General features: G+C 68.1%; 26 protein-coding genes. 14 read left to right on the forward strand and 12 right to left on the reverse strand.

What is annotated here, in order from left to right; all coding sequences use genetic code 11:
• Positions 1-37: 37 nt before the first annotated feature.
• Complete coding sequence (locus tag ACWDX9_RS15310) at positions 38-517, reverse strand: dihydrofolate reductase family protein (RefSeq protein ID WP_449953732.1); 480 nt, start codon at positions 515-517, stop codon at positions 38-40.
• A gap of 426 nt (positions 518-943) precedes the next feature.
• Positions 944-1,666, reverse strand: a complete 723-nt coding sequence (locus tag ACWDX9_RS15315) for a TetR/AcrR family transcriptional regulator (RefSeq protein ID WP_449953735.1) — start codon at positions 1,664-1,666, stop codon at positions 944-946.
• A gap of 129 nt (positions 1,667-1,795) precedes the next feature.
• Between ACWDX9_RS15315 and ACWDX9_RS15320 the strand changes: the two genes are divergently transcribed.
• The gene (locus ACWDX9_RS15320) at positions 1,796-2,833 is read left to right on the forward strand and encodes an amidohydrolase family protein (RefSeq protein ID WP_449953738.1); all 1,038 of its coding nucleotides are present in this window, start codon (positions 1,796-1,798) and stop codon (positions 2,831-2,833) included.
• A 45-nt stretch (positions 2,834-2,878) separates the two neighbouring features.
• Complete coding sequence (locus ACWDX9_RS15325) at positions 2,879-3,151, forward strand: hypothetical protein (RefSeq protein WP_449953741.1); 273 nt, start codon at positions 2,879-2,881, stop codon at positions 3,149-3,151.
• A gap of 112 nt (positions 3,152-3,263) precedes the next feature.
• Here ACWDX9_RS15325 and ACWDX9_RS15330 read toward each other — a convergent pair whose 3' ends face one another.
• Both ACWDX9_RS15330 and ACWDX9_RS15335 read right to left on the reverse strand, forming a co-directional pair.
• On the reverse strand, positions 3,264-3,617 hold the full coding sequence (locus ACWDX9_RS15330) for a carboxylesterase family protein (RefSeq protein WP_449953743.1): 354 nt from the start codon (positions 3,615-3,617) through the stop codon (positions 3,264-3,266).
• 134 nt (positions 3,618-3,751) lie between these two features.
• Positions 3,752-4,210, reverse strand: coding sequence for an IclR family transcriptional regulator (locus tag ACWDX9_RS15335; RefSeq protein WP_449953746.1), 459 nt, complete (start codon positions 4,208-4,210; stop codon positions 3,752-3,754).
• Between the two features lie 11 nt (positions 4,211-4,221).
• On the opposite strand from ACWDX9_RS15335, the gene ACWDX9_RS15340 reads away from it, so the two are divergent.
• A complete protein-coding gene (locus ACWDX9_RS15340; protein WP_449953748.1) occupies positions 4,222-4,464 on the forward strand; it encodes a GNAT family N-acetyltransferase in 243 nt (80 codons plus the stop codon).
• On the opposite strand, the gene ACWDX9_RS15345 is transcribed toward ACWDX9_RS15340, so the two are convergent.
• Entirely contained in the window at positions 4,428-4,949 is a 522-nt protein-coding gene (locus ACWDX9_RS15345) for a hypothetical protein (RefSeq protein ID WP_449953751.1), read from the reverse strand. The two genes, ACWDX9_RS15340 and ACWDX9_RS15345, sit on opposite strands and share 37 nt — an antisense overlap.
• A gap of 167 nt (positions 4,950-5,116) precedes the next feature.
• The gene (locus tag ACWDX9_RS15350; RefSeq protein ID WP_449953754.1) at positions 5,117-5,875 is read right to left on the reverse strand and encodes a helix-turn-helix domain-containing protein; all 759 of its coding nucleotides are present in this window, start codon (positions 5,873-5,875) and stop codon (positions 5,117-5,119) included.
• Positions 5,876-6,072: 197 nt separating this feature from the next.
• Here ACWDX9_RS15350 and ACWDX9_RS15355 point away from each other — a divergent pair, with 197 nt between their 5' ends.
• Positions 6,073-7,584, forward strand: a complete 1,512-nt coding sequence (locus tag ACWDX9_RS15355; RefSeq protein ID WP_449953757.1) for an alpha/beta hydrolase — start codon at positions 6,073-6,075, stop codon at positions 7,582-7,584.
• Between the two features lie 289 nt (positions 7,585-7,873).
• Here the strand turns inward: ACWDX9_RS15355 and ACWDX9_RS15360 are convergent, their stop codons facing one another.
• Positions 7,874-8,818, reverse strand: coding sequence for a hypothetical protein (locus tag ACWDX9_RS15360; RefSeq protein ID WP_449953760.1), 945 nt, complete (start codon positions 8,816-8,818; stop codon positions 7,874-7,876).
• 682 nt (positions 8,819-9,500) lie between these two features.
• On the opposite strand from ACWDX9_RS15360, the gene ACWDX9_RS15365 reads away from it, so the two are divergent.
• Both ACWDX9_RS15365 and ACWDX9_RS15370 read left to right on the forward strand, forming a co-directional pair.
• Positions 9,501-10,094 carry a hypothetical protein gene (locus tag ACWDX9_RS15365; RefSeq protein ID WP_449953762.1) on the forward strand — a complete coding sequence of 198 codons (594 nt, stop codon included), beginning with the start codon at positions 9,501-9,503 and terminating at the stop codon, positions 10,092-10,094.
• A gap of 185 nt (positions 10,095-10,279) precedes the next feature.
• A complete protein-coding gene (locus ACWDX9_RS15370) occupies positions 10,280-10,405 on the forward strand; it encodes a hypothetical protein (protein WP_449953765.1) in 126 nt (41 codons plus the stop codon).
• Between the two features lie 12 nt (positions 10,406-10,417).
• Here ACWDX9_RS15370 and ACWDX9_RS15375 read toward each other — a convergent pair whose 3' ends face one another.
• Positions 10,418-11,179 carry an NAD(P)-binding domain-containing protein gene (locus tag ACWDX9_RS15375; protein WP_449953767.1) on the reverse strand — a complete coding sequence of 254 codons (762 nt, stop codon included), beginning with the start codon at positions 11,177-11,179 and terminating at the stop codon, positions 10,418-10,420.
• 48 nt (positions 11,180-11,227) lie between these two features.
• On the opposite strand from ACWDX9_RS15375, the gene ACWDX9_RS15380 reads away from it, so the two are divergent.
• From ACWDX9_RS15380 to ACWDX9_RS15410, 7 genes are all read left to right on the forward strand, one after another.
• Positions 11,228-11,485, forward strand: coding sequence for a hypothetical protein (locus ACWDX9_RS15380; RefSeq protein WP_449953770.1), 258 nt, complete (start codon positions 11,228-11,230; stop codon positions 11,483-11,485).
• A 24-nt stretch (positions 11,486-11,509) separates the two neighbouring features.
• On the forward strand, positions 11,510-11,980 hold the full coding sequence (locus tag ACWDX9_RS15385) for a MarR family winged helix-turn-helix transcriptional regulator (RefSeq protein ID WP_449953773.1): 471 nt from the start codon (positions 11,510-11,512) through the stop codon (positions 11,978-11,980).
• Between the two features lie 207 nt (positions 11,981-12,187).
• Positions 12,188-12,859 (forward strand): nitroreductase, encoded by a 672-nt coding sequence (locus tag ACWDX9_RS15390; RefSeq protein WP_449953775.1) that lies wholly within the window; start codon positions 12,188-12,190, stop codon positions 12,857-12,859.
• A 278-nt stretch (positions 12,860-13,137) separates the two neighbouring features.
• A complete protein-coding gene (locus ACWDX9_RS15395; RefSeq protein WP_449953778.1) occupies positions 13,138-13,704 on the forward strand; it encodes an NADPH-dependent FMN reductase in 567 nt (188 codons plus the stop codon).
• Between the two features lie 46 nt (positions 13,705-13,750).
• Positions 13,751-14,011, forward strand: coding sequence for a hypothetical protein (locus ACWDX9_RS15400; protein ID WP_449953780.1), 261 nt, complete (start codon positions 13,751-13,753; stop codon positions 14,009-14,011).
• A complete protein-coding gene (locus tag ACWDX9_RS15405) occupies positions 14,008-15,405 on the forward strand; it encodes a sensor histidine kinase (protein WP_449953783.1) in 1,398 nt (465 codons plus the stop codon). Before ACWDX9_RS15400 ends, ACWDX9_RS15405 begins: the two co-directional genes overlap by 4 nt.
• Positions 15,406-15,629: 224 nt before the next feature.
• Positions 15,630-16,199 carry a TetR/AcrR family transcriptional regulator gene (locus ACWDX9_RS15410; RefSeq protein WP_449953786.1) on the forward strand — a complete coding sequence of 190 codons (570 nt, stop codon included), beginning with the start codon at positions 15,630-15,632 and terminating at the stop codon, positions 16,197-16,199.
• Between the two features lie 293 nt (positions 16,200-16,492).
• Here ACWDX9_RS15410 and ACWDX9_RS15415 read toward each other — a convergent pair whose 3' ends face one another.
• From ACWDX9_RS15415 to ACWDX9_RS15430, 4 genes are all read right to left on the reverse strand, one after another.
• The gene (locus ACWDX9_RS15415; protein WP_449953789.1) at positions 16,493-16,996 is read right to left on the reverse strand and encodes a nucleotidyltransferase domain-containing protein; all 504 of its coding nucleotides are present in this window, start codon (positions 16,994-16,996) and stop codon (positions 16,493-16,495) included.
• Between the two features lie 87 nt (positions 16,997-17,083).
• A complete protein-coding gene (locus ACWDX9_RS15420; protein WP_449953792.1) occupies positions 17,084-17,584 on the reverse strand; it encodes an SDR family NAD(P)-dependent oxidoreductase in 501 nt (166 codons plus the stop codon).
• Between the two features lie 57 nt (positions 17,585-17,641).
• A complete protein-coding gene (locus ACWDX9_RS15425) occupies positions 17,642-18,235 on the reverse strand; it encodes an SDR family NAD(P)-dependent oxidoreductase (protein WP_449953795.1) in 594 nt (197 codons plus the stop codon).
• Positions 18,184-19,095: an SDR family oxidoreductase gene (locus ACWDX9_RS15430; RefSeq protein WP_449953798.1), complete on the reverse strand. Its 912-nt coding sequence runs from the start codon at positions 19,093-19,095 to the stop codon at positions 18,184-18,186. The genes ACWDX9_RS15425 and ACWDX9_RS15430 overlap by 52 nt, the downstream gene beginning before the upstream one ends.
• A 96-nt stretch (positions 19,096-19,191) precedes the next feature.
• On the opposite strand from ACWDX9_RS15430, the gene ACWDX9_RS15435 reads away from it, so the two are divergent.
• Positions 19,192-19,881: a TetR family transcriptional regulator gene (locus ACWDX9_RS15435; RefSeq protein WP_449953800.1), complete on the forward strand. Its 690-nt coding sequence runs from the start codon at positions 19,192-19,194 to the stop codon at positions 19,879-19,881.
• The last annotated feature ends 51 nt before the right edge of the window (positions 19,882-19,932 follow it).

Genomic DNA, 19,932 nt, shown 5'->3' on the forward strand with positions numbered 1-19,932 from the left:
ACGAGTGCGACGTCGTCGATGAACGTCTGGAGGCGGTTCATGACACTCTCCGGTACTTGAGGTGGGTGACGCCGGGCGCCTCGACGGCCCGTACCTGCTCAAGCCGTACGTCCCCGAGATTCTCCAGGAGGCGGGGACCACCGCCGAGCAGCACCGGGACGACGTGCAGTTCGAGCACGTCCAGCAGCCCCGCGGCCAGGTACTGCCGGACGACCTGGCCGCCGCCCCACACCATGACGTCCTTGCCGTCGGCGGCCTTCTTCGCCTGGTCGAGTGCCGACTCGATCCCGTCGGTGACGAAGTGGTAGGTGGTCCCGCCCTCCATCTCCACCGGGCCGCGCGGGTGATGGGTCACGACGAACACGTCGTAGTGGTACGGCGGGTTGTCGCCCCACCAGCCCTTCCACTGCTCGTCGACCCAGGGGCCGCCACCGATGGGGCCGAACATGTTCCTGCCCATCACCGCGGCGCCGATGTTCTCGATCGACTGCTCGAACACCGGCGTGCTCGGGTTCACCTCGCCGCCCTCCTCGCCGTCTGCCCGGCGGAAGGCGGCCAGCCCCAGCCCGCCTCACCAGTTCAGCGGCACCCAGCGGCACCGCCAATCCCGGCCTACCGACCAGGCCAAAGGCGCCACACCCGCTCAAAGCCGCTGGCAGAAAGCCCAGGCCATCCTGCAGCAGACTCCAGAACGCCCACGACGAGCCCAGGACATCGCCGCCGCCCTCGGCATCACCGGTAAGCAGAGTCTCCACAGCTTCTACGTCCAGATGTCCGCCTGGGCCCGTCGGGGCAGACTCACCAAGACCGCTCCGGGCATCTACCGGATCGCGCACCCAACCGCTCTGGACACGCCCCCGTGATCGTTAACTTCGCGGCATTGGGTGGTCGCCTGTGAAACGGCTGCTGTCTCTCTCGTACTCGGGCTGCGCAGCAGGGACGGCTATGCGGACAGTCGATCCAGCCATTCCGTCAGTAGCCGCTGTTCAGCATGACTAAGAACGTCCTGGTCGGGCAATGCGGCGCGCAGGGCTCGGGCGGCGCCGGCCGGGCCCCGTTCCTGCACGGCCGCTTCCTGGGTGGTGACAGCAGTGATCATTGCTTCGCGCAGTGCGAGGAGGAGGGCGGGGTTACGCTGGGACTCGGGCAGGGACAGCCAAGTCAGGACGGCGCCGCGTGCGGTGGCGTGGATGATCTGAGCCGCGAGATTCTCCTCGACGCGCAGCAAGCCTGTGATGGCCAGGCGGCGGATGCGCTCCTTGAGGTGTTCGAGGCCGGCTCGGAAAGCGGTGGTGGACCTGGCGGGCTCGGCGTACATCAGCGCGTACAGCGCGGGGTTGGCCAGTCCGAATTCGACCGCGATATCCCAGCTGGCGCGTAGTTCCTTGATGGGGTCCTGCGGGTCCGGGTCGAGGTGCTTGGCGGCCAGGAACCGGATGAAGCCGTGTTCGGCCACGGCGTCGAGCAGTCCCTCCTTGTCGCTGAACAGCCGGTACAGGGCCGGTGGTTGCAGCCCGGCGGCGTCAGCGACCGCGCGGGTGGTAACCGCATCGCGGCCTCCGCGCTCCAACAGGTCGATCGCGACGTCGATAATCCGGCGGCGGGTCTGCTCACGCGCTGTGACGCTGGGCTCCGCAGCAAGCCCCGCAGGGTTCGGGTCAGCCATCTATCAATGATAACGCTTACTGCGTAGCTCTGATCCTATCATCGTAAACAATATTTAATTGACGTTGATAATAATGGTGATAACGTTCCTCTGTTGTCATCGGAAACACCCATATGGGGGAGCGTCAGCATGTCCGACCGTCTGCGGATCATCGGAGTGGAAGAGACCGTCGTCGTACCCGCCGTCCACGAGGCGTATCAGCGAGCCGGATCAGCACAGATCCCCGCCCGCGGTTTCGGCGACGGCCCGATCGCCAAGAACCTGCGCGAGGCCGGCGCGCAGCGGCTGGCCCACATGGACGACCAGGGCATCGACGTCGCCGTACTGTCCCTGTCCTCGCCCGGCGTGCAGGGCCTGCCCGAGGCCGAGGCGATCGCGGTGGCCCGCGAGGCCAACGACCAGCTCGCGGAGATCGTCGCCTCGCGTCCCGACCGTTTCCAGGCGTTCGCCGCGATCCCCACCCAGTCGCCGGCCGCGGCCGCGGCCGAGCTGGAGCGGGCGGTGGCCGAGCTGGGCTTCCCCGGCGCCATGCTGTACGGCCGCACCGGGGACAAACTGGCTGACCACCCTGGCAACGATGAGCTGTACGCCACCGCCGAGCGGCTCGGTGTGCCGCTGCACTTCCACCCGCAGATGCCGGCCAAGCCGGTGATAGACGCTTACTACTCCGACATCGGCCCGATCGGCACGGCGCTGGCCGGAGCGGCGATCGGCTGGTACTACGACCTGGGCATCCAGTACCTGCGGATGATCTTCTCAGGTGTCTTCGACCGATTCCCCGAGCTGCAGGTGATCGCCGGACACTGGGGCGAGGTCGTCATGTTCTACCTCGACCACACCGGATTCTTCGCCCAGGCCGGCGGCCTTCAGCGGCCGCTCGCCGACTACTTCAAGCAGAACTTCTGGGTCGCCGGCAGCGGCACCAACAGCCCACGCTACCTGCGCTGGACCGCCGAGGTCATGGGCACAGACCGGATGCTGTATTCCACCGACTACCCCTTCACCTACGGATTCCGGCCAGGCGGTTTCCCCTATGTCGACACCAGCAATGGTGCCGCCCGTTCCTTCCTGGAGGACGCGCCCTTCACCGACGGGCAGAAGGCCGACATCGCCCACCGCAACTGGGAACGCCTCACCGCCCGCGCGACCCGACGCCCGGCGGCCTGAAGCTCGCGCTGCCCGCTCTGGTCGAGGTCGCGCATCCCGGAACCGGTGCGCTGGCTGAACTACGACTGCGCCATCGAGGCGATCGCCACGGCGTACGCGCGCAAGCTGCCCGCCATTGGCGAGGTCGGTGTCGCCGCTGACCTGATGGCCACGACCGGCTCCGCCGACCTGACCGCCGCGATCGGCACCAGCGCCGGCGAGCTCGCCGAGCACAGCCTGCGCCGCCTCAACGGCACTCAGGTCACCCGCCGCATGGCGATGCGCGCCCTGGCCGACATGCGCACCGCCGCCCGGCGCACCACCATCGGTGCCCCCTGACAGGCCGCCAGACGCCGCCACGGGCGCGCCCCTGAACCTCTGGGGCGAGCCCTTCGTCATGCCGCACTGGCTCACTCCTCCGAACCACGCCGCCCCGATGGGGTCCGGCAGGTCAGCGGTCGGCCAGGCGGTCCCAGAAGGCCAGTTTGTGGAGGGCGTCCTGATCGTAGATGCCGACGCCACCGGGGCCCGGAGCCAGGCGATGGACATGCCCGGTGCGCACGGGGCTCCAGCGCGGCAGGCCAGGAGCGTTGGGGTCGCCGGTCGCCGCGAAGCGGGACCAGTACGTGATCATCATGTCGCCGAGCTTCCGCTGCTCGCGGGTGAGCGCAGCCCCGGGGAACAGGAACGACAGTTCCGATCCGTGCGAGGCGAGCGGCTCCACGCCACCGGGAAGGGGAAAGATCGGCGGCGCGGTACGGTCGGCGAACCCGTAGGAGTACACCGGGGTGTGCTCACTGAGCATTCGGTGCCGTTGCCCGCTCTCCTGACCATGGAGGTGGACGGCCCAGGACGCGCGCCAGACAGGCAGGTGCGGCACGAGCCGGTTGGCGCGGTCGCCGATGCGAGCATAGACCAGAGCCCGCCTTCTGACACGGGTCACGAGCGGTGCCGGGCCTGCGGGCCGTCCTGGTGGCCGAGGCGGCGGGAGAGGGTGGCGGCGCCGGTGCGGACGAGGTCGGTCCATTGCTCTCGGCGCCGATCGGTCCAGCGGACGGTGGGCACCGAGACGCTCATCGCGGCCACCATGCGGTCAGTGTGATCGAGTACGCCGACGGCGACGCAGGCGACCGCTTCGTTGGACTCGCAGTTGTCGTAGGCCACGCCTGCCTGCCGGATCTCGGCCAGTTGTGCGCGGAGCCGGGCGGGCGTGGTGATGCTGTTCGGGGTCATCGGCTGGAGGGGCCGGTCGTGCGGGTAGCGCGTATCAAGTGCCTCCGGAGGCAGGGCGGACAGCAGCATCTTCCCGACCGCGGTGCAGTGCGCCGGGAGTCGGCGGCCGACCGCGGAGACCATGCGTACCGAATGGGTGCTGCCTCGGCCCGGTCCCGCTTCCACACCGCCCCCGGATGCCTCGCTCGGTGCATCGGGCGCATCGCGGCCGTGGTCACGGTCGGGCGGTCACGGTCGCGGCGGCGCGCACGCTACGGGAGCTGGGGTCGTCCAGCGTGGTCGTGTGCTGCCAGAGTGCCAACGCCGGCGCCGTCGCCACCTATCGGTCGGCCGGTATGGAGCCGTTGGCAGAGCGGCTGGACCTGTTCCGCGACGCGCCGGATCAGCCCTTGGCCATGGAGTCCAGCAGCCAGTTGTAGCGCAGGCGCAGCGCGCGCTCCCAGCCGGCCGCCGCACCACCGATGGTGAGCGCGATGTTGAGCCACACCGGCAGCTTGATGGGTGAGGTGAAGGTCCCGAAGCGCTCGAACACCGGGGGGAACTTGAAGGCCACCTCGATGAGCTGCGGGATGAGCAGCAGCAGCGGGGTGACGAGCATGATCAGCGAGGTGAAACTGATCAAGCGGCTGAGTCCGGGGTGCTCGCGGTCGAGGTAGGCGCGGCGCCCTTCGCCGGAGCGCCGGTCCGGGACGAGTTGCTGCTCGGCCCCCTCGGGGGTGACGTAGTGGCAGCGCTTGAGGCCGAAGGCGGTCCCCGCCACTTCGATCACGCCGTCCTGGACGGGAAAGACAGCGGGGAGCCTGGACTCGGCGTGATGCCTGCCGTCGAGATACAGGTGGGCTTTCCCTTTGCCGTCCTCGGAGAAGAACCGCCCCACATGGCTGACGTCGACGGCGTAAACCACCTGACGGCCGTCGGCGGTCCGCAGCGGAAGGTAGAACAAAGCGCGGGTAGGCGGCTGCCACCAGCGAAAACGCTTGAGTGGGCGGCCGTCTCCCGGCTGAACTCGTTGCATGGCCCGGCTTCTGCGCCGCTCCTTGAACATGTCAGGCTCTGGTCGTCGTTCTTCGTTCACGCTTGCGCGTGAGGCTTTGGCGGGGTCTGGTCGTCATCTGCGGCTGTCTCCTCGAGGATGGCGTTCACGCTCTGCATGACGCGGATCTGAGCGGGGCTGTAGAACTCCACCACCGCGTGCGCCAGCGTGTTCCCTGCCAGCTCCACCCCCAGTGGCGAATCCGCCATCAGGTCGTGCAGCCACGGGTGCTTCTCCCGCGACCTGCGGACCATCGGCGCCATCCGCTCGGCGAGCCGGGCGATCGCGGCATCGTCGGCATCCGGGGGAAGGGCATCGAGCGCGGCCTGGATGTCGTCGTCCTCGGCGATGATCTGGCGGAATTTCTCCATGCTCTCCTCGCTGAAGACGGCCGAATAGACGGTGAGCAAGGACTGCTCTCTGTCGGAGAGGTCTTGGGAAATGGGGGCGAGCATGGGCGGCACATGCATCGGCGCGCGGTGGCGCAGGATGACGGCCAGCTCCGCGCGTACCCGATTGAGGCGTTCGATCGTCGCCGCCAGCTCGGCGTCCAGCAGCCGGATCGCCTCGTCCGGATCCTCGTCGGCCCGCTCCATCGCCGCGATCTGCGACAGCGACACCCCCAGATCACGCAGCCGCTTGATCTGCAACATCCGGATCAGGTGCGCGACCTTGTACTGCTTGTAGCCGTTGGCCGCGCGCTCGGGCTCGTCCAGCAGCCCGATCTCGTGGTAGTGCCGGATGGCCTTCACCGTCGAGTCCGTGAGTTTGGCCAGTTGCCGAGTGCTCCACGCCATGTCTCCACCTCCCTCGCCGACGCCTCACGCTTCCTTGACTGCAAGTTCACACCATGCCCCTGGGGCACGGTCAAAACGACGCCCACATGGCGGTGGGCTGCCCGAACCACTTTGCGACCGGATGCGGGGCACTGCTTGACCGTGCCCCAAGGGCACGCTGTTAGCTCGCTGTCACAAGCAGCCCGAGGAGGAGCTACGTGATCAGACAGCGCGGCATGCCACGAAAACTGGCGGCGACGGCGGTGATGTCAGTGATCGGCATCGCCGGCACATCGACCGCAGCACCCACCGCGGCCGAGTCCGCCGCAGCACCCACCGCGGCCGAGTCCGCCGCAGAGGTGTCGTGGGGCGAGTGTCCCAAGGACGTCGTGACCGCGGCCGCGCCGTCCAAGCTGGACTGTGCCACCGTGCCGGTGCCTCTGGACTACGCCGATCCGGCGAGCGGCGAGATCAACATCATGATCTCCCGGCTGGCCAGCGAAAAACCGGCCAAGCGGCGCGGCATCCTGCTGCTCAACCCGGGTGGCCCCGGCGGGTCCGGGCTGGCGTTCCCCGGGTTCCTGGTGGCCCGGGGGATGCCGGTGAGCGTGACCGACAGCTACGACGTGATCGGCATGGACACCAGAGGCATCGGGCATTCGGCACCCGTGAGCTGCGGATTCACCGGCAAGGGACCGTACGTCGGGAACCTGCCGCCGTACGCGGTCGACGACGCGGCGGTCCTCAAGCAGGCGAAGGTCGTCAAGGGGGTGGCGGAGCAGTGCGCGAAGAAGGACCGTGACGACCGCCTGCGCCACCTGACGACCGCGAACACCGCTCGCGACCTGGACCGGATCCGCGCCGCGCTCGGCGAGCGGAAGGCCAGTTTCCTCGGGTTCTCCTACGGTACGGCGCTGGGCGCCGCCTACGCGTCGATGTTCCCCGAGCGGTCCGATCGGGTCGTGCTCGACAGCAACATCGGCGACACCCACCTCGACCCCGACGGCCTCCGCCGCTACGCCCTGGGCATGGAGCAGACCTTCCCGGACTTCGCCAAGTGGGCGGCGCAGCGGCACGGCAGCTACGGCCTGGGCCGTACGCCGCAGGAGGTGCGCGCCACGTACTTCAAGATCGCCGAACGCCTCGACAAGCAGCCGGTGCCGGGCCTCGACGGCGCTCTTTTCCGGAACTCCGTGTTCGGGATCCTCTTCAACAAGACGCTGTACACCTCGGCGGCGCAGCTCTGGCAGACCCTGCTCACCGGCGGCAACCCGCTCGACGACCAGCCCGACCTGTCGTCCTACGACAACTCCTGGACCGTGTTCCTGGCCGTGACCTGCAACGACGTCAACTGGCCCGAGGACGTGAACACGTATCGCCGCGCCGTGGCCCAGGACCGCAAGCGGTACCCGCTGTACGGCGCCGCCGCCGCGAACATCACCCCGTGCGCCTACTGGCCGCACGAGCCGGCCGAGCCCCCGGTCAAGCTGACCGACGAGGGGCCGGCCAACATCCTGCTCGTCCAGAACGAGCGGGACGTCCCCACCCCGCACCGCGGCGGTGAGATGTTCCGCGAGAAGCTCGGCGACCGCGCCCGCCTGGTGAGCGTCGACGCCGCAGGTCACGGCGCCTACCTCCTCGGCGGCAACGCCTGCGCGTGGAACGTCGCCACGAGCTACCTGGTCGACGGCCGGATGCCCCAGCGCGACATCTCCTGCCCCGCGTCCTGAGCGTGACCGGGCGGGGTCGTGGCTCGAACCTCCGGCCCTCATGGGGTGCCACCGGAATACGGCTGGTATGGGCCGTCGAGCGGCAGCGACTTCTTGGACGTAGGTTTTCGGACGGCATTCGCGCAGGTGAGCCCGTCATCCGAGAACGTCGTTTCTGGACGGCCTGCGACGAGACATGCATCTTCGCAGTTCAGGGGCCTCGGCGGCCCGAATCTGCCGTATTCCGGTGGCACCCGAAATGGGGGCGCCCCCTCGCGCCCCACCCAGATTGGCGACAATCAGCAGCCGGTCAGTTCAGCCGCTTGGCCCACAGGTCGTTGTATCCCCGCAGCGTGATGACCAGGTAGACGGCGATCTGGCCGATGACGTTCGCCGCCGTGTACAAGGTCGGCGCGGCGTCGGTGTGGAACTGCAGCCCGGTCACCGGGACCCAGGGGTAGGTCTGGTAGTCGCCCGTCAGAGTGGCATGCCACACGAGCCCGTCACTGCCGCGCGCGGCGAGCTGCACGATCGAGTAGTTGTCGGGGTCTGAGGCCGCCGCGATCCGCAGCGCCGTCCGCATGTTCCCGATCGCCCGCCAGCCGTTGTAGGAGTTGTTCCGCGGGTTCCACACCTGGCGGTAGATGCGGTTGTCGGTGCCGCGGTGCAGCAGCATGATCTGCGCGTTGGGGTAGTCGTAGCGCACGGCGGTGGGCGGCGACTCCGACCGGCCCATCCCGGCGACCTCCTGGCCCGTGAAGTGCCACCTGTCCTCGTACTGGGCGTGGTAGATGCGATAGTCGGTGCCGGTGTAGTAGACGTGCAGCGCCTGGCCCAGTTCCACGGCCGACGGGGAGCCCAGCGAGGCGGCGCCCGGAATGCCGGTCCACGGGCTCCAGGTGTTGTTGTCGGCGTCGGTGAGCCTGGCGTAGTAGAGCCTGTTGTCCGAGTTGCCGCGGATGAACACCCACAGGATGCCGCGATAGACGACCGCCGTGGGCGCGAACGGGGTTCGCCATGCCCCGGGTATCAGCACGAAGTCGCTCATCTGGTCGGACCAGTAGAGCCTGCCGTCGTTCCCCCGGATGATCCTGATGGTGTGCCCCGGCACCGACACCACGGCCGGGGTGTTCGGGGTGATGCCTTCGCCGAACTTGGCGTAGTCGCCCTCTACCGCGTGCGCCGGCGAGGCGATGACCATGGATACCAGTAATGTCAGGACCGCTGCGATCGCGACCCGGATTCTCCTGCGCAAGACCGTCCTCTTTTCCCCGGTTGTCGGCCGAAGGGCAGCGTAGGCGGGACCAAGTGAACAAAGAGTGACGATGGCCGCCGACCCGCGGGCGCTTGACCAGCTTTCCGCGGGCGCGGACCTGGCCATCTCGGCGCTGACGGGATCATCTCCCACACCAGCAGTGGCGTCGATGAGGACGGCGCATGGTGGCGCATGTGGCTGAAGGATCCCAACGTGCCACGCTCGTGGGCTGCAGTCACCTGCAGGCCGGACTCGCAGATCTCCGTCCAGCAGGTCGGCGATCGGCCGCTGTGGGACGAGGTCGCCTCGGCTGCCAGCACCTGCCGGGCCCGCGCCCTGGCCCGGGCCGGATCGGCACGCAGTTCGCCCGCCACGACATCGGGGTCGGCGCCGCACCGCACCGCCAGTGCACGCCAGCGCATATGCCTTACGTGCCTGACAAGATCACATTTTCCCTGACCTGTGAGAAGACCCAAGAACCCAAGATAACGATTGCCGCTACGGCAGAGGCCCACTGACCTGGGTGTACCCCGTTAGCTTCGGGACCGGTCCTGATGCTTTCGGCAAAGTGGGCCCTTATGATCTTTAGAAGGCCGCCTGGGAGGGGTCCCGAGACCATGCAGGTAGGTCCTGTGCCACGGGCGCCGCTTCCCTGCGGCCAGCCGAAGGGAATCGATGACCAATGGGCCTGTTCAGACGACGCAAAGACGGTCGTCTCCTGAAGAGCGCGCTGAAAGTTGCCGGTCTTACCACAACAGAGTTCGTCGCGTTGATCTGCGAAGCTACCCTGCGTTCAACCGGGATCGTCATGAGCGACGTGCAGATGGGCACAGGTCTCCTCATGCTCGACGAGGCCGCAGGAAGCGAGAAGGCAACCCGTGACATTCAAAGGCTGGCCGAGTTCCTTCCCACCGCCCGTGATCGAGCTCTCGCCGCAGCGTTTCCCATCTTCGTGTACAGCCGGTTCGCTCAGCAGTACCCGGAATTTGGTGGCGTCCACGTCCTCGCCGCCGACGAGCAGCACGCACGCCACGACGCCGACCTGTATCGGGCGATCAATGACGAGCTGGGCTGGACCCAGGTTGGTCTGATCCATCAAGACCAGCCCCCCGAGGAAAGGCAGGCTGCCTACGCCACCACGACCACAATTGGAGCCGACGACCAGTTCGGACTTGACCGCGCCACAGGCATGCTCGCCGTCATACGGCTTCCCACATCCCCGTCGCACCACACCGGGCGCTACCCCTGGCGGACCTACCTACCGAACCCAACATGAGCATTAGTGGCCGGTGTTGGCGCAGACTCAGCCGAAACCGGGGCGTGCCGGATGGCGTGGCGGCGCTGAGTCTCGGCAGGTGGTGGATCAGCCGGGTCGATGACCCGCACGCGCTCGGTCGGATCGGCAAGCCGATCCTTACCGCATGGAATGCCGTTCGATCTGACCTTGTGGAAGCGCGACACGTGGGCCGTGCCGTGGAGCGGACGATCTGCGCCGAGCAGGAGCCGCAGCTCGCCGAGACCCCGGGCGGGCAACTGGCCGCCTGCCACTTCGCCGGGGAGCTGGTGGCGACCGGCGGACAGCGGTGAACTCACCGGGCTTCAGAGATCGGCGAGGAGGTCGTCGAGGGCCCTGTTGAGGGCTTCGGCGTTGGCCGGGGTGAACCAGGTGGTGCGGATGCGTTCGTTGTTCCCGTTCGGGGTCTCGTGGTCGGCCGCGAGCTGGTGCAGCGAACGGGTCTCGTCGCTCAGGGAACGGCCGACCCCTTGGAAGAGGCCGCGAACGTAGCGGTCCGCGTCGTCGGGGTCGATGCCGTGATCGACGGTCCACGACGTGAGCGTGGCGAGATACGAGTAGTGGGTGGTCAGCGTTCCCGTCAGTGCGGACAAGACGTTGAAGGCCGCCTCGTCCGCGACCGGGAGCACCCCGCCCAGGTGCTCGAAGAGGGAGTCCACCATTGGGTGCGACGGGTACGTCACCGTGACGGAGCGGCGTTCGCGCACGGTGGGCAGGGGGATGGCCCGTACCAGCGGGGCGTCGGTGGCGAGCGTCCGGCGCAGGTCGTCGTTGCCGACCCCGGCCATCACGTTGACCACCACCTTGTCGCCGTCCACCCTCAGCCCGGCCAGTGCTTCGTGCCGGTCCTGGCGGCGTACGGCGATGATCACCACCTCGGAGCCGTCCACCACTTCCTGGTTGCCGGGGCACACCCGCACGCTCTCGTAGCGCTCGGACAGCGCCGCGACCGTGCCGGCTCCCCGGGGGGAGAGGAACACCTCGGGGGAGCGGTCGGCTCCCTCACACAGCCCCGCCACGATGGCTCGGCCGATCTCGCCCACCCCGATGATGCCGATGCGCTTCACTGTGTCTTCCTCCATCGTCATACCTGTCGCGATCTTCTCCATAGGACCATGACCGCCAGGAGGCCGGCCGCGCAGGGGCGTTTCCGCCGCGTCCGATCTGAGCTCACGACGGTCAACGGCAACCCCGGGCTCATCCTGCGCCTGGACGGCGTGATCGACGGGGTGCTGGCCTTCCGCGTGGAGAGCGCCCGCGTCACCGGCCTCTACTACGTCCGCAACCCTGAGAAGCTCACCCGCGTCGAGTCCGAAAACCCCTCTCGCCTCCCGCTGACGTGCATTAATTTCATCCGATACCGTATCGAATGAGAGCATGTCTGATAACATGGGTTGATGACAGCCGACGTTCCCCGCAGAACGACCGACCGCCCTGGGGATGCATCACCTTTCGCTCTCGGCCTGCTGCTGCGCCAGGCGCACTGGCGCGCGGCCACGGTGATGACAGAGGCGCTTCGGCCGCTCGGCATAGAGTTGCGGCATTTCGCCGTGCTGATCGTGCTGATCGAGCGCGGGCCCACGGTGCAGCGGGACCTGGCGGCGGCGACCGGGTCGGACAAGGCCGGAATCATGCGGGTCGTGGACGACCTGGAGCGTAAGGGGCTGGCCGTACGCAAGAGCGTGCCGGGGGACCGACGGGTTCGGGCAGTGGAGATCACGCCTCAAGGCGTCGAGCTTTTCGATGCGGCCCATGTGGCGGCGGAGCCGGTGGATGCGCGCCTGGTTACCGCGTTGGGGCCCGGCGAGGCCGAACTCCTGAGGGATCTGCTGACCCGGTTCGCCTATCCAGCGGACGGCGAGGCGTAAGCGCGCCTGTGCGCCGGTTGCCTGGCGCCCCGCCGGCTTCGGGCGGGGACGCTGTCCTGGCGGTGCCGTTGCGCACCTCATCGGCTGGCGTTGAATCCATTCCCTCCGCGATGCACGGGGCTCGTACGGCCACTGAATAGTATTGAATGATACTATCGCTTGTGATACGGTCTCATATGTAGTGAAATTAACGCGTTGAGGAGGTAGGTGATCTTGGACGTCTATGAGGCAGTCACGAGCCGACGGGCGGTGCGCGGATTCACCGACCGGCCTGTCCCGAGGGAGGTGCTGGAGCGCGTGCTGTCCGCCGCGGCTTGGGCGCCGTCCGGATCGAACCTCCAGCCATGGCACGCGTACGTGCTGACCGGCGAGCCGCTGGCCGAGCTCAAGAAGCGCGCCGGCGAGCGCCTGGCCGCAGGCGACCCCTGGGACGAGCGCGAGTACGAGATGTACCCGCCCGCGCTGAAGACCCCGTACCACGAGCGCCGATCCGCCTTCGGCCAGGAGCGCTACAGCGCACTCGGCATCGTGCGTGAGGACTGGGAGGCGCGCCAGAGGGCCGCCGCCGAGAACTGGCAGTGTTTCGGCGCGCCCGCCGCGCTGTTCTGCTACATCGACCGCGACATGGGCCCGCCCCAATGGGCCGACGTCGGCATGTACCTGCAGACCGTCATGCTGTTGCTGCGTGCCGAAGGGCTGCACAGTTGCCCGCAGATGGCGTGGTCGGTGTATCGCAGGACCGTCGCGGAGATCCTCTCACCCCCGGACGGCCTCATCCTCTTCTGTGGCATGTCGATCGGGTTCGAGGACGTCACGGTGGAGTACGTCCGTACGGGCCGGGCACCGCTCGACGAGACGGTCGCGTTCGTCGAGGGTTAGCCCCGCGCGTCCTCGAGATCAATTTCACCGGCCCCCGATTGATGAGTACGTGTCGTCAAATCCGGCTCCGGACCCCCTAGGTCGCGGCCGGCTCGCCCATGGACCGGGCGGCTACGACATCTCCGCCAGCGTGATCACCCCGGGCCTCGCCGTCACCGAACAGGCGCAAGACGTTCCCCGGCACTGCTGTGAGCGCGACGCGCCCGGCAGCCCGAAGACCTCGTCGGCACGGCCTCCTTCCCGCCTCTTCCGAGGCCGATTTCTTGAAAGGAAACGCAATGACTTACATCGTTGGTTACATCGTCGGGAGCCTGTCCCAGAAGTCGATCAACCGGACTCTCGCTCTGGCTCTGAGCCGTCTCGCGCCGCCGGAACTCCGCCTCACGGAGATCCCCATCGGCGAGCTGCCCCTGTACAGCTACGACTACGACCCGGACTACCCCGCCGTGGCCCAGGAGTTCAAGGACGCGATCAAAGCCTCCGACGCCCTCCTGTTCGTCACACCCGAGTACAACCGGTCCGTACCGGGCGCGCTGAAGAACGCCATCGACTGGGCGACCCGGCCCTACGGATCCAACGTGCTGAACGGCAAGCCGTCCGCGATCATCGGAGCCTCACCCGGCCCGATCTCCACCGCGGTCGCACAGCAGCACCTCAAGGCCATCCTGTCCTTCACCAACTCCCCGGTGCTGGGTCAGCCCGAGGCCTACATCCAGTTCACCAAGGGCCTGATCAACGACGAGGGCGACATCCAGGTGCCGTCCGTCGCCGAGTTTCTGACCGGATACATGCGGGCCTTCACGGCGCACATCCGGCGCCACCACCACGACATCCCGGACCTGTAGACCGCCCTGAGAGCGAGCCTTCATCATCACCGCCGGGAGGAGAACCATGTCCTTGATCGTCAGCCAGATCCTGTTCACCACGGCCATCGCCGCGGCATTGGCCATGGTGTCCCTGTACAGACGGACACCGGCCCCGTGCCAGGCCTGCTCGCCGCAGGAACGGCAGCTGCTCGTCCTGTTCATCCGCGATGAAATCGACGAGGAGGAATACCGCCGCCGGCGAGCCTTGACCGGCCTAGTTCCTGGCAGGTTCGCGCACGCGTGCGGCGCGCCGGGCGATCTGCGAAGCGGCGAGATAGCGTCATGAGTCCGGGCTCATCGCCGCGCCTGCGCTCGACCCCGGCCCGACTCACCGTCCTGGCCATGGCCACGGCGATCGCCGTACTGGTCCCGATGGGCATGGTCGGAGCGTCAGCCGCCGGGCAGGCGTCAGCCGACCCCGGCTGGTCAGGCGCCCGCGAGCAAGCCGGGATCACCGCCGCCGCAGCCGGGCGCCGGAATCTGACCGGCACGATCGAGACGCAGACACCCGGCATCGACCTGATCCAGGTAGTGGGAGCCGATCACCGCGTCATCGCCGCTTCGCCCGCGGCACGCGGTCGGGACCCGCTGAGCCAGGTACGACCCTCCCCGGACCACCCTCAGGCCGACGTCGAGGTGTGCGCCAAGAACACCGGCAGACAGTGCCTGCGTCTGGCCGCCGTCCGCCTCTCACCCGCCCCCACCTCCCCGGTGGTCTACGCCGGCCGGATGGTCTCGCCCATGGCGCCGTCCCGGACGTTCCAACTGCTCTGGATCGCCCAGATCGCGCTGCTGATCCTCCTGGCCGCAGCGGCAACATGGAAGATCACCAGCCGCACGTTGCGCCCGATCCAGCTCATGCGCGCACAACTGGCCGCGATCAACGTCAGCGACCTGAGCATCCGCATCCCGCAACCGCACGGCCGCGGCGAGATCGCCCAACTGGCGCGCACCGTCAACCACACGCTCGGACGTCTGGAGCAGGCCAAAGCCTCGACCCATCAGGCGCTGCAGCGGCAACGCCAGTTCGCCTCCGACGCCTCCCACGAGCTGCGCACCCCGCTGGCCGGCCTGCGCGTGCGCCTGGAGGAGGCCCAGATGCATCCCCGCGACACCGACCTGCCCGACCTGATCGGGCACACGCTGGAGGACCTGGACCGGATTCAGGACATCATGACCGACCTGCTCCTGCTCGCCCGGCTGGACGCCGCCGCTCCCCAGGCCACTCGGCACGTCGATCTGACCGACCTGATCCGCACCGAGACCGGCCGGCGTGCCGATCGCCACCCGGCAGCCCTGAACCTGGCCGAACGGGTCGTCGTCGACGCCGTACCAGGACAGATCGCAAGGGTGCTGACCAACCTGCTGGACAACGCACAGCGGCACGCCACCAGCAAGGTGCGGGTACGGCTGCGCAGCTCGGCAACGCACGCCGAGCTGGTGGTGAGCGACGACGGCGACGGCGTTCCCCGGGCCGACCGAGAACGGATCTTCCAGCGGTTCGTCCGCCTCGACGCCGCCCGCAGCCGCGACCGCGGAGGCACCGGCCTGGGCCTGGCCATCGCCCGGGACATCGCCACCGCCCACCACGGCACCCTGCACGTCGAGCAGGCCGCGATCGGCGGGGCCGGCTTCATCCTGCGCCTGCCACTGAGTGCCCCTGCCGAGCCTCCCCGGTGATCGCCCGCACCGCGCTGGACACCCAAAGCGGTTCTCCGACCCACGGTAAGCGACCAGCTCCTCGGCCATCACCGCCAGCCAGTCCGTCACCGCCGACCAGTCCGGCTCCGGCTCCGGCTGCCGCTCCGTGACAGTGACCTCACCCATGTCTCCTCCTCAGCCCCGGTAATTGCGCCACCGCAAGTATCGATACCGCTGGTAGCGCAATGGGTTATCGTGAGGGCATGACCTCGACCGCATCCGCCAGACCACCCGGTCGCCCGCGCGCCGGCCTCAACGACGTGGTCTTCGCCGCGACGCTGAGCACGGTCCAGGAGCTCGGGTACGCGCGTGCCACCGTCGACCGCATCGCCGCCGCGGCCGGGGTCGCCAAGACGACGATCTACCGCCGCTGGCCGTCCAAGGGCGCGCTGATCGTGGACTGCCTTCTGGACGTGTTCGGCCCGGTGCCGCTGGAGGGCACCGGTCGAGCCGAGCTCATGTCCTCGGCCATCCACTGGATCGCGGGGAAGATCAGCGAGCCCGGCGTCGGCGACGCGTTCGCCGGCGTGTTCAGCGACGCCGTCAGCGACCCGGCCCTGCGCGAGATCCTGTCCGCCCGGTTGCAGGACCCCTACCGGCTCGCACTCCAAGAGGCGCTCGGCGAGCCGGAGACCCGGGTCCTGTTCTTCATCGACGTCATTGTCGGAACCCTGCTCCACCGGATGGGCATGACCGGCGAGCCGATGGTGGATGCCGACGTCGCCGCGCTGGTCGAGATGGTTCTCTCGCACTTCACCGACGACGCATCCTGACTGCCGATCGCTTCGACCTCGATGTCGAGCGGACAACGCTCACGGCCGACCGTCTGCGGATGCGCGCCGACGCCCGCACGGTGCGGTTGGCAGCATCAGAGCGATTCTCGATTGATTCCAGATGCGGTGAGCCGACCGCGTGGGCGTACAGCTCAGTAGAGGTGATGCAAGCAGAAGGCGCGTGTCCGGAGAAGGGTCGGAGCCTCCAGCACCCCCTGGAGACTACCCATGCGACGTCTGGGCTCCGCCGATGATGATTCGATGCGACCGGAGAACGACCACAGGATGAGGTTCTAGAAGTGGGTGGCGACACCAAATGCCTCGCGCAGTTGGGCCATGTCATGACGGTCTCGGTCGCTGGGTTCATACCCTTGGTGGAAGGCAATCTGCTGGGCCGCCGACAAGCAGTTCACCGGAACGCCCTCGATCATGCCCGTGGTGAAGGCGTCCGCAGGGTAGTGAAAGGTGCCGCCATGATCGTTGGCTTGCTGGACGGCGGAGCCGTCCGCCTCGAACCGCAGCGGATGTAGGTCCAGCTCGTGACCATGGTGATCCTTCATGACGAACCGGACGGGTCGGCCGGGCTGAACATCGGGCTGCTCGATGAACCCTGCGGCCTCCAGGTTCTTGATCAGCAGCGGTTCCTGCTCGACGCGGTGCAACAGGTCAAGGTCGCGATGTTCACGGGTGACCTTGCCGACCAGGGCATCGATGCCCCATCCACCAGCAACCCAGATCTCGCAATCCGCGTCACGTAGCAGCGCCAGCAACCGCAGCATCACACTCGCATCCATCATGGGAAGCATTCTGCCCGCCCCGCTCGGGCCATGTCGATCAAGCCTTGAGCGAGCCAGGGAGGTGCCCCGCACCTTCGCTGAGCCGCATCAGTTCGACGTGACAGCCATGGTCTCCGATGTAGCGGATTGAGGTACTTTCGTCTCGCCAGACCTGGCGAGTCTCAACGGATCAATGGACGGCCCGGACCCGGCGCCACTACGCCCGCCGAGGCAGCACGATTGGAGGGTGCGGGTCAGCTCGGGCAGCGCCATGATCCCGGCGTTGTCGACCAGGATGTGCAGCGGCCCCTCCCACGCGGCGACGAACGCGTCGATGCAGGCGCGGTCGTCCAGGTCGAGCTTTCTGGCATGCACGCTCGCATTGCCGGTCTTCGCGGTGATGCCCGCCGCGACCTGCCGGCCGGCGTCGAGATTGCGGACCGCGAGGGTCACGTCCGCGCCGGCGCAGGCGAGGGCGCGCGCGGTCTCGGCGCCCAGGCCGGAGGAGGCGCCGGTGACGATGGCGCGTTTGCCGGTCAGGTCCACACCGGCGATGACGTCATCGGCGGTGCTCTCCTTGGTGAACGGGATGTTGAGCTGGTCAGTCATGATGTCGTGTGTTCCTTCATGGTCGTGTGATCGGTACGTGCGGTTGTTGCGGATGGGTCAGGGGCGGATGAAAGCGCCGCCGTCGACGTCGAACGTCGAGCCGGTCATGTACTTGCCTTCGGGCTTGGCGAGGTAGACACAGAGGCTGCCGACGTTCTTCTCGGCGTCGCCGATGCGGCCGAGGGCGATGCCCTTCGGGATGTCGGCGATGACGTCGGGGTACTCGCGCTCGTTGGCCTCTTTGTTGGAGCCGTAGGCGCCGTGGTGGGGAACCGACTGCACACCGGCACCGGAGCCCATGACGTTGACGGTGCCCTCGGTCTCCTTCAGGTACGGCAGCGCGGCCGCCATGAACCGCCAGGTCGCGAACACGCCGGATTCGTAGGTGGAGATCATGTCGTCCCAGCTCAGGTCCTCCAGAGCGATTCCCGTGCGGAACTCCTGGGCGTTGTTGATGAGGATGTCCAGCCGCCCCGAACTCCTCGACGGCCTGGGAGATGACCCGCGCGGCGGCCTCGTGGTCCTTGTGGTTCGCGGTGAGCGCGAGCACACGGGCGTCGGGGAGGAGTGCTTCCAACTCGGCCTTGGCTGGTGGGCGGTCAGAGGTTGGCGGGGAGGGTGGCGCCGGTCAGGCGCTCGGCCTCGGCCCACAATCGGGCGGCGACGTCGCGGTCGAGGCCCTTCTTCGTGGGCCGCGCGAGGGCAGGAGCACCGACCAGCCCCCAGCGGGGGCCGTAGTAGCCGCCCTGGGTCACGCCGGGCGCGGTCGCGGCGTACAGCATCGGGCCGGCACCGGCCTCCGCGCTGTGTTGCGGGGTGACCTTCCACGCGATGCGGAACAGCAGGCTGGGGTCACCACCGAGCCTCGGGCCGGAGGCGGCGATGTTGGTGGCCGCGTTACCGGGATGCGCTCCGGCTGACAGCAGCGGCCAACCACGCTCGGTCGCGAGCCGGGCCAGGTGTTGGCTCAACAGCAGGTCCGCCAGCTTTGAACGCCCGTACGCTCCGGTCGGGTCGTAGCTCTTCTCCCAGTTCAGATCGTCGAAGTCGATCTCGCCGCGGGCGGCCATGCCGCTGCTCATGGTCACCACGCGCGGGGCGGGCGCTTTCAGCAGCAGCGGCAGCAGCCGCACGGTCAGGGCGAACGGGCCGAGGAAGTTGCTGCCCAGCTGCAGCTCGAACCCGTCGACGGTCTCGTGCCGCACCGGGGGGAACATGACCCCGGCGTTGTTGAGAAGGATGTCGACCGGGCGCCCGTCGGCGATGAGGCCGGCGGCGAACTCCTTGACCGAGGCCAGGTCGGCCAAGTCGATCCGCCGCACCTCCACGTCTGCTGCCGGGTGGGCACTGAGGATCTCGGCGCGCGCCTGTTCGCCCTTGGCGACAGTGCGCACTGCCATGATCACCCGCGCGCCGGCCGCGGCCAGCTTGGTCGCAGCCGCCTTGCCGGTTCCGCTGTTCGCGCCGGTCACCACGGTGAGCTTTCCCTGCTGGCGAGGAACCTGGTACATGACGCACCCCTTAAGTACTGCCGGTATTTTGTCCCTGTTCACGCTAACGCACCGCCGGTATCTTCGCAAAATACCAGCGGTATGTAAGATGGGCCCGTGAACTTCAAGCGCGCCCGCAACGAGGAGCAGCGGACCGAACGACGCCGGCAGATCTTGAAGACCGCGGCCGCGATGCTGGCCGAGATGCCGGTCGCGAAGCTGAGCCTGAACGAACTGAGTCGGCGCGTCGGCCTGGCCAAGGTCAACGTGCTGCGCTACTTCGACTCGCGCGAGGCGGTCCTGCTCCAACTACTGGACGCCGAGATCCAGGACTGGATCGCCGAGCTGGAGCGGTCGTTTCAGCCCAGCGAGGGCACGCCGCGAGAGCGCGGTGACCGGCTGGCCGAGATTCTGGCCGAGTCGATGGCGCAGCGGCCGGTGCTGTGCGACCTGATCAGCGCGCAGGCCGCAGTACTGGAGCACAACATCTCCACCGAGGTCGCCATCCGGCACAAGTACGCCGCCAAGCACTCCATGCAGGCGCTGGTCCAGCTGGTCCTGCGGCACGTGCCCGAACTCGGCGCCCACGGCGCGCCCCGGGTGGTGGAAGTGACCCTTCTGATGGCCACCGCGGCCTGGCCCTGCGACCGGCCATCAGAGGCGATGCTGGCCGCCTACGCCTCCGACCCGGCACTGGCCGCCATGCGACTCGACTTCACCGAGGTCATGCGCCGGACGGTGGAGGTGGCCATCTCCGGGCTCCTCGCCCGCCAGAAAGAGCCGACGAGCGCGAGCCCGCGTCCCTGAGCGCTGGCGGACGTCACGACGGGATGCGTCGGGCTGGACTCAGGCCGAAGA

The sequence above is a fragment of the Nonomuraea sp. NPDC003201 genome, assembly GCF_053590415.1.

Bases quoted from the DNA above. Each gene is read 5' to 3' on its own strand.
- ACWDX9_RS15315 (WP_449953735.1), bottom strand. From the start codon at position 1,666: ATGGCTGACCCGAACCCTGCGGGGCTTGCTGCGGAGCCCAGCGTCACA.
- ACWDX9_RS15320 (WP_449953738.1), top strand. From the start codon at position 1,796: ATGTCCGACCGTCTGCGGATCATCGGAGTGGAAGAGACCGTCGTCGTA.
- ACWDX9_RS15330 (WP_449953743.1), bottom strand. From the start codon at position 3,617: ATGCTCAGTGAGCACACCCCGGTGTACTCCTACGGGTTCGCCGACCGT.
- ACWDX9_RS15340 (WP_449953748.1), top strand. From the start codon at position 4,222: ATGCCTCGCTCGGTGCATCGGGCGCATCGCGGCCGTGGTCACGGTCGG.
- ACWDX9_RS15350 (WP_449953754.1), bottom strand. From the start codon at position 5,875: ATGGCGTGGAGCACTCGGCAACTGGCCAAACTCACGGACTCGACGGTG.
- ACWDX9_RS15365 (WP_449953762.1), top strand. From the start codon at position 9,501: ATGGGCCTGTTCAGACGACGCAAAGACGGTCGTCTCCTGAAGAGCGCG.
- ACWDX9_RS15380 (WP_449953770.1), top strand. From the start codon at position 11,228: ATGACCGCCAGGAGGCCGGCCGCGCAGGGGCGTTTCCGCCGCGTCCGA.
- ACWDX9_RS15385 (WP_449953773.1), top strand. From the start codon at position 11,510: ATGACAGCCGACGTTCCCCGCAGAACGACCGACCGCCCTGGGGATGCA.
- ACWDX9_RS15395 (WP_449953778.1), top strand. From the start codon at position 13,138: ATGACTTACATCGTTGGTTACATCGTCGGGAGCCTGTCCCAGAAGTCG.
- ACWDX9_RS15400 (WP_449953780.1), top strand. From the start codon at position 13,751: ATGTCCTTGATCGTCAGCCAGATCCTGTTCACCACGGCCATCGCCGCG.
- ACWDX9_RS15405 (WP_449953783.1), top strand. From the start codon at position 14,008: ATGAGTCCGGGCTCATCGCCGCGCCTGCGCTCGACCCCGGCCCGACTC.
- ACWDX9_RS15410 (WP_449953786.1), top strand. From the start codon at position 15,630: ATGACCTCGACCGCATCCGCCAGACCACCCGGTCGCCCGCGCGCCGGC.
- ACWDX9_RS15415 (WP_449953789.1), bottom strand. From the start codon at position 16,996: ATGATGGATGCGAGTGTGATGCTGCGGTTGCTGGCGCTGCTACGTGAC.
- ACWDX9_RS15420 (WP_449953792.1), bottom strand. From the start codon at position 17,584: ATGACTGACCAGCTCAACATCCCGTTCACCAAGGAGAGCACCGCCGAT.
- ACWDX9_RS15430 (WP_449953798.1), bottom strand. From the start codon at position 19,095: ATGTACCAGGTTCCTCGCCAGCAGGGAAAGCTCACCGTGGTGACCGGC.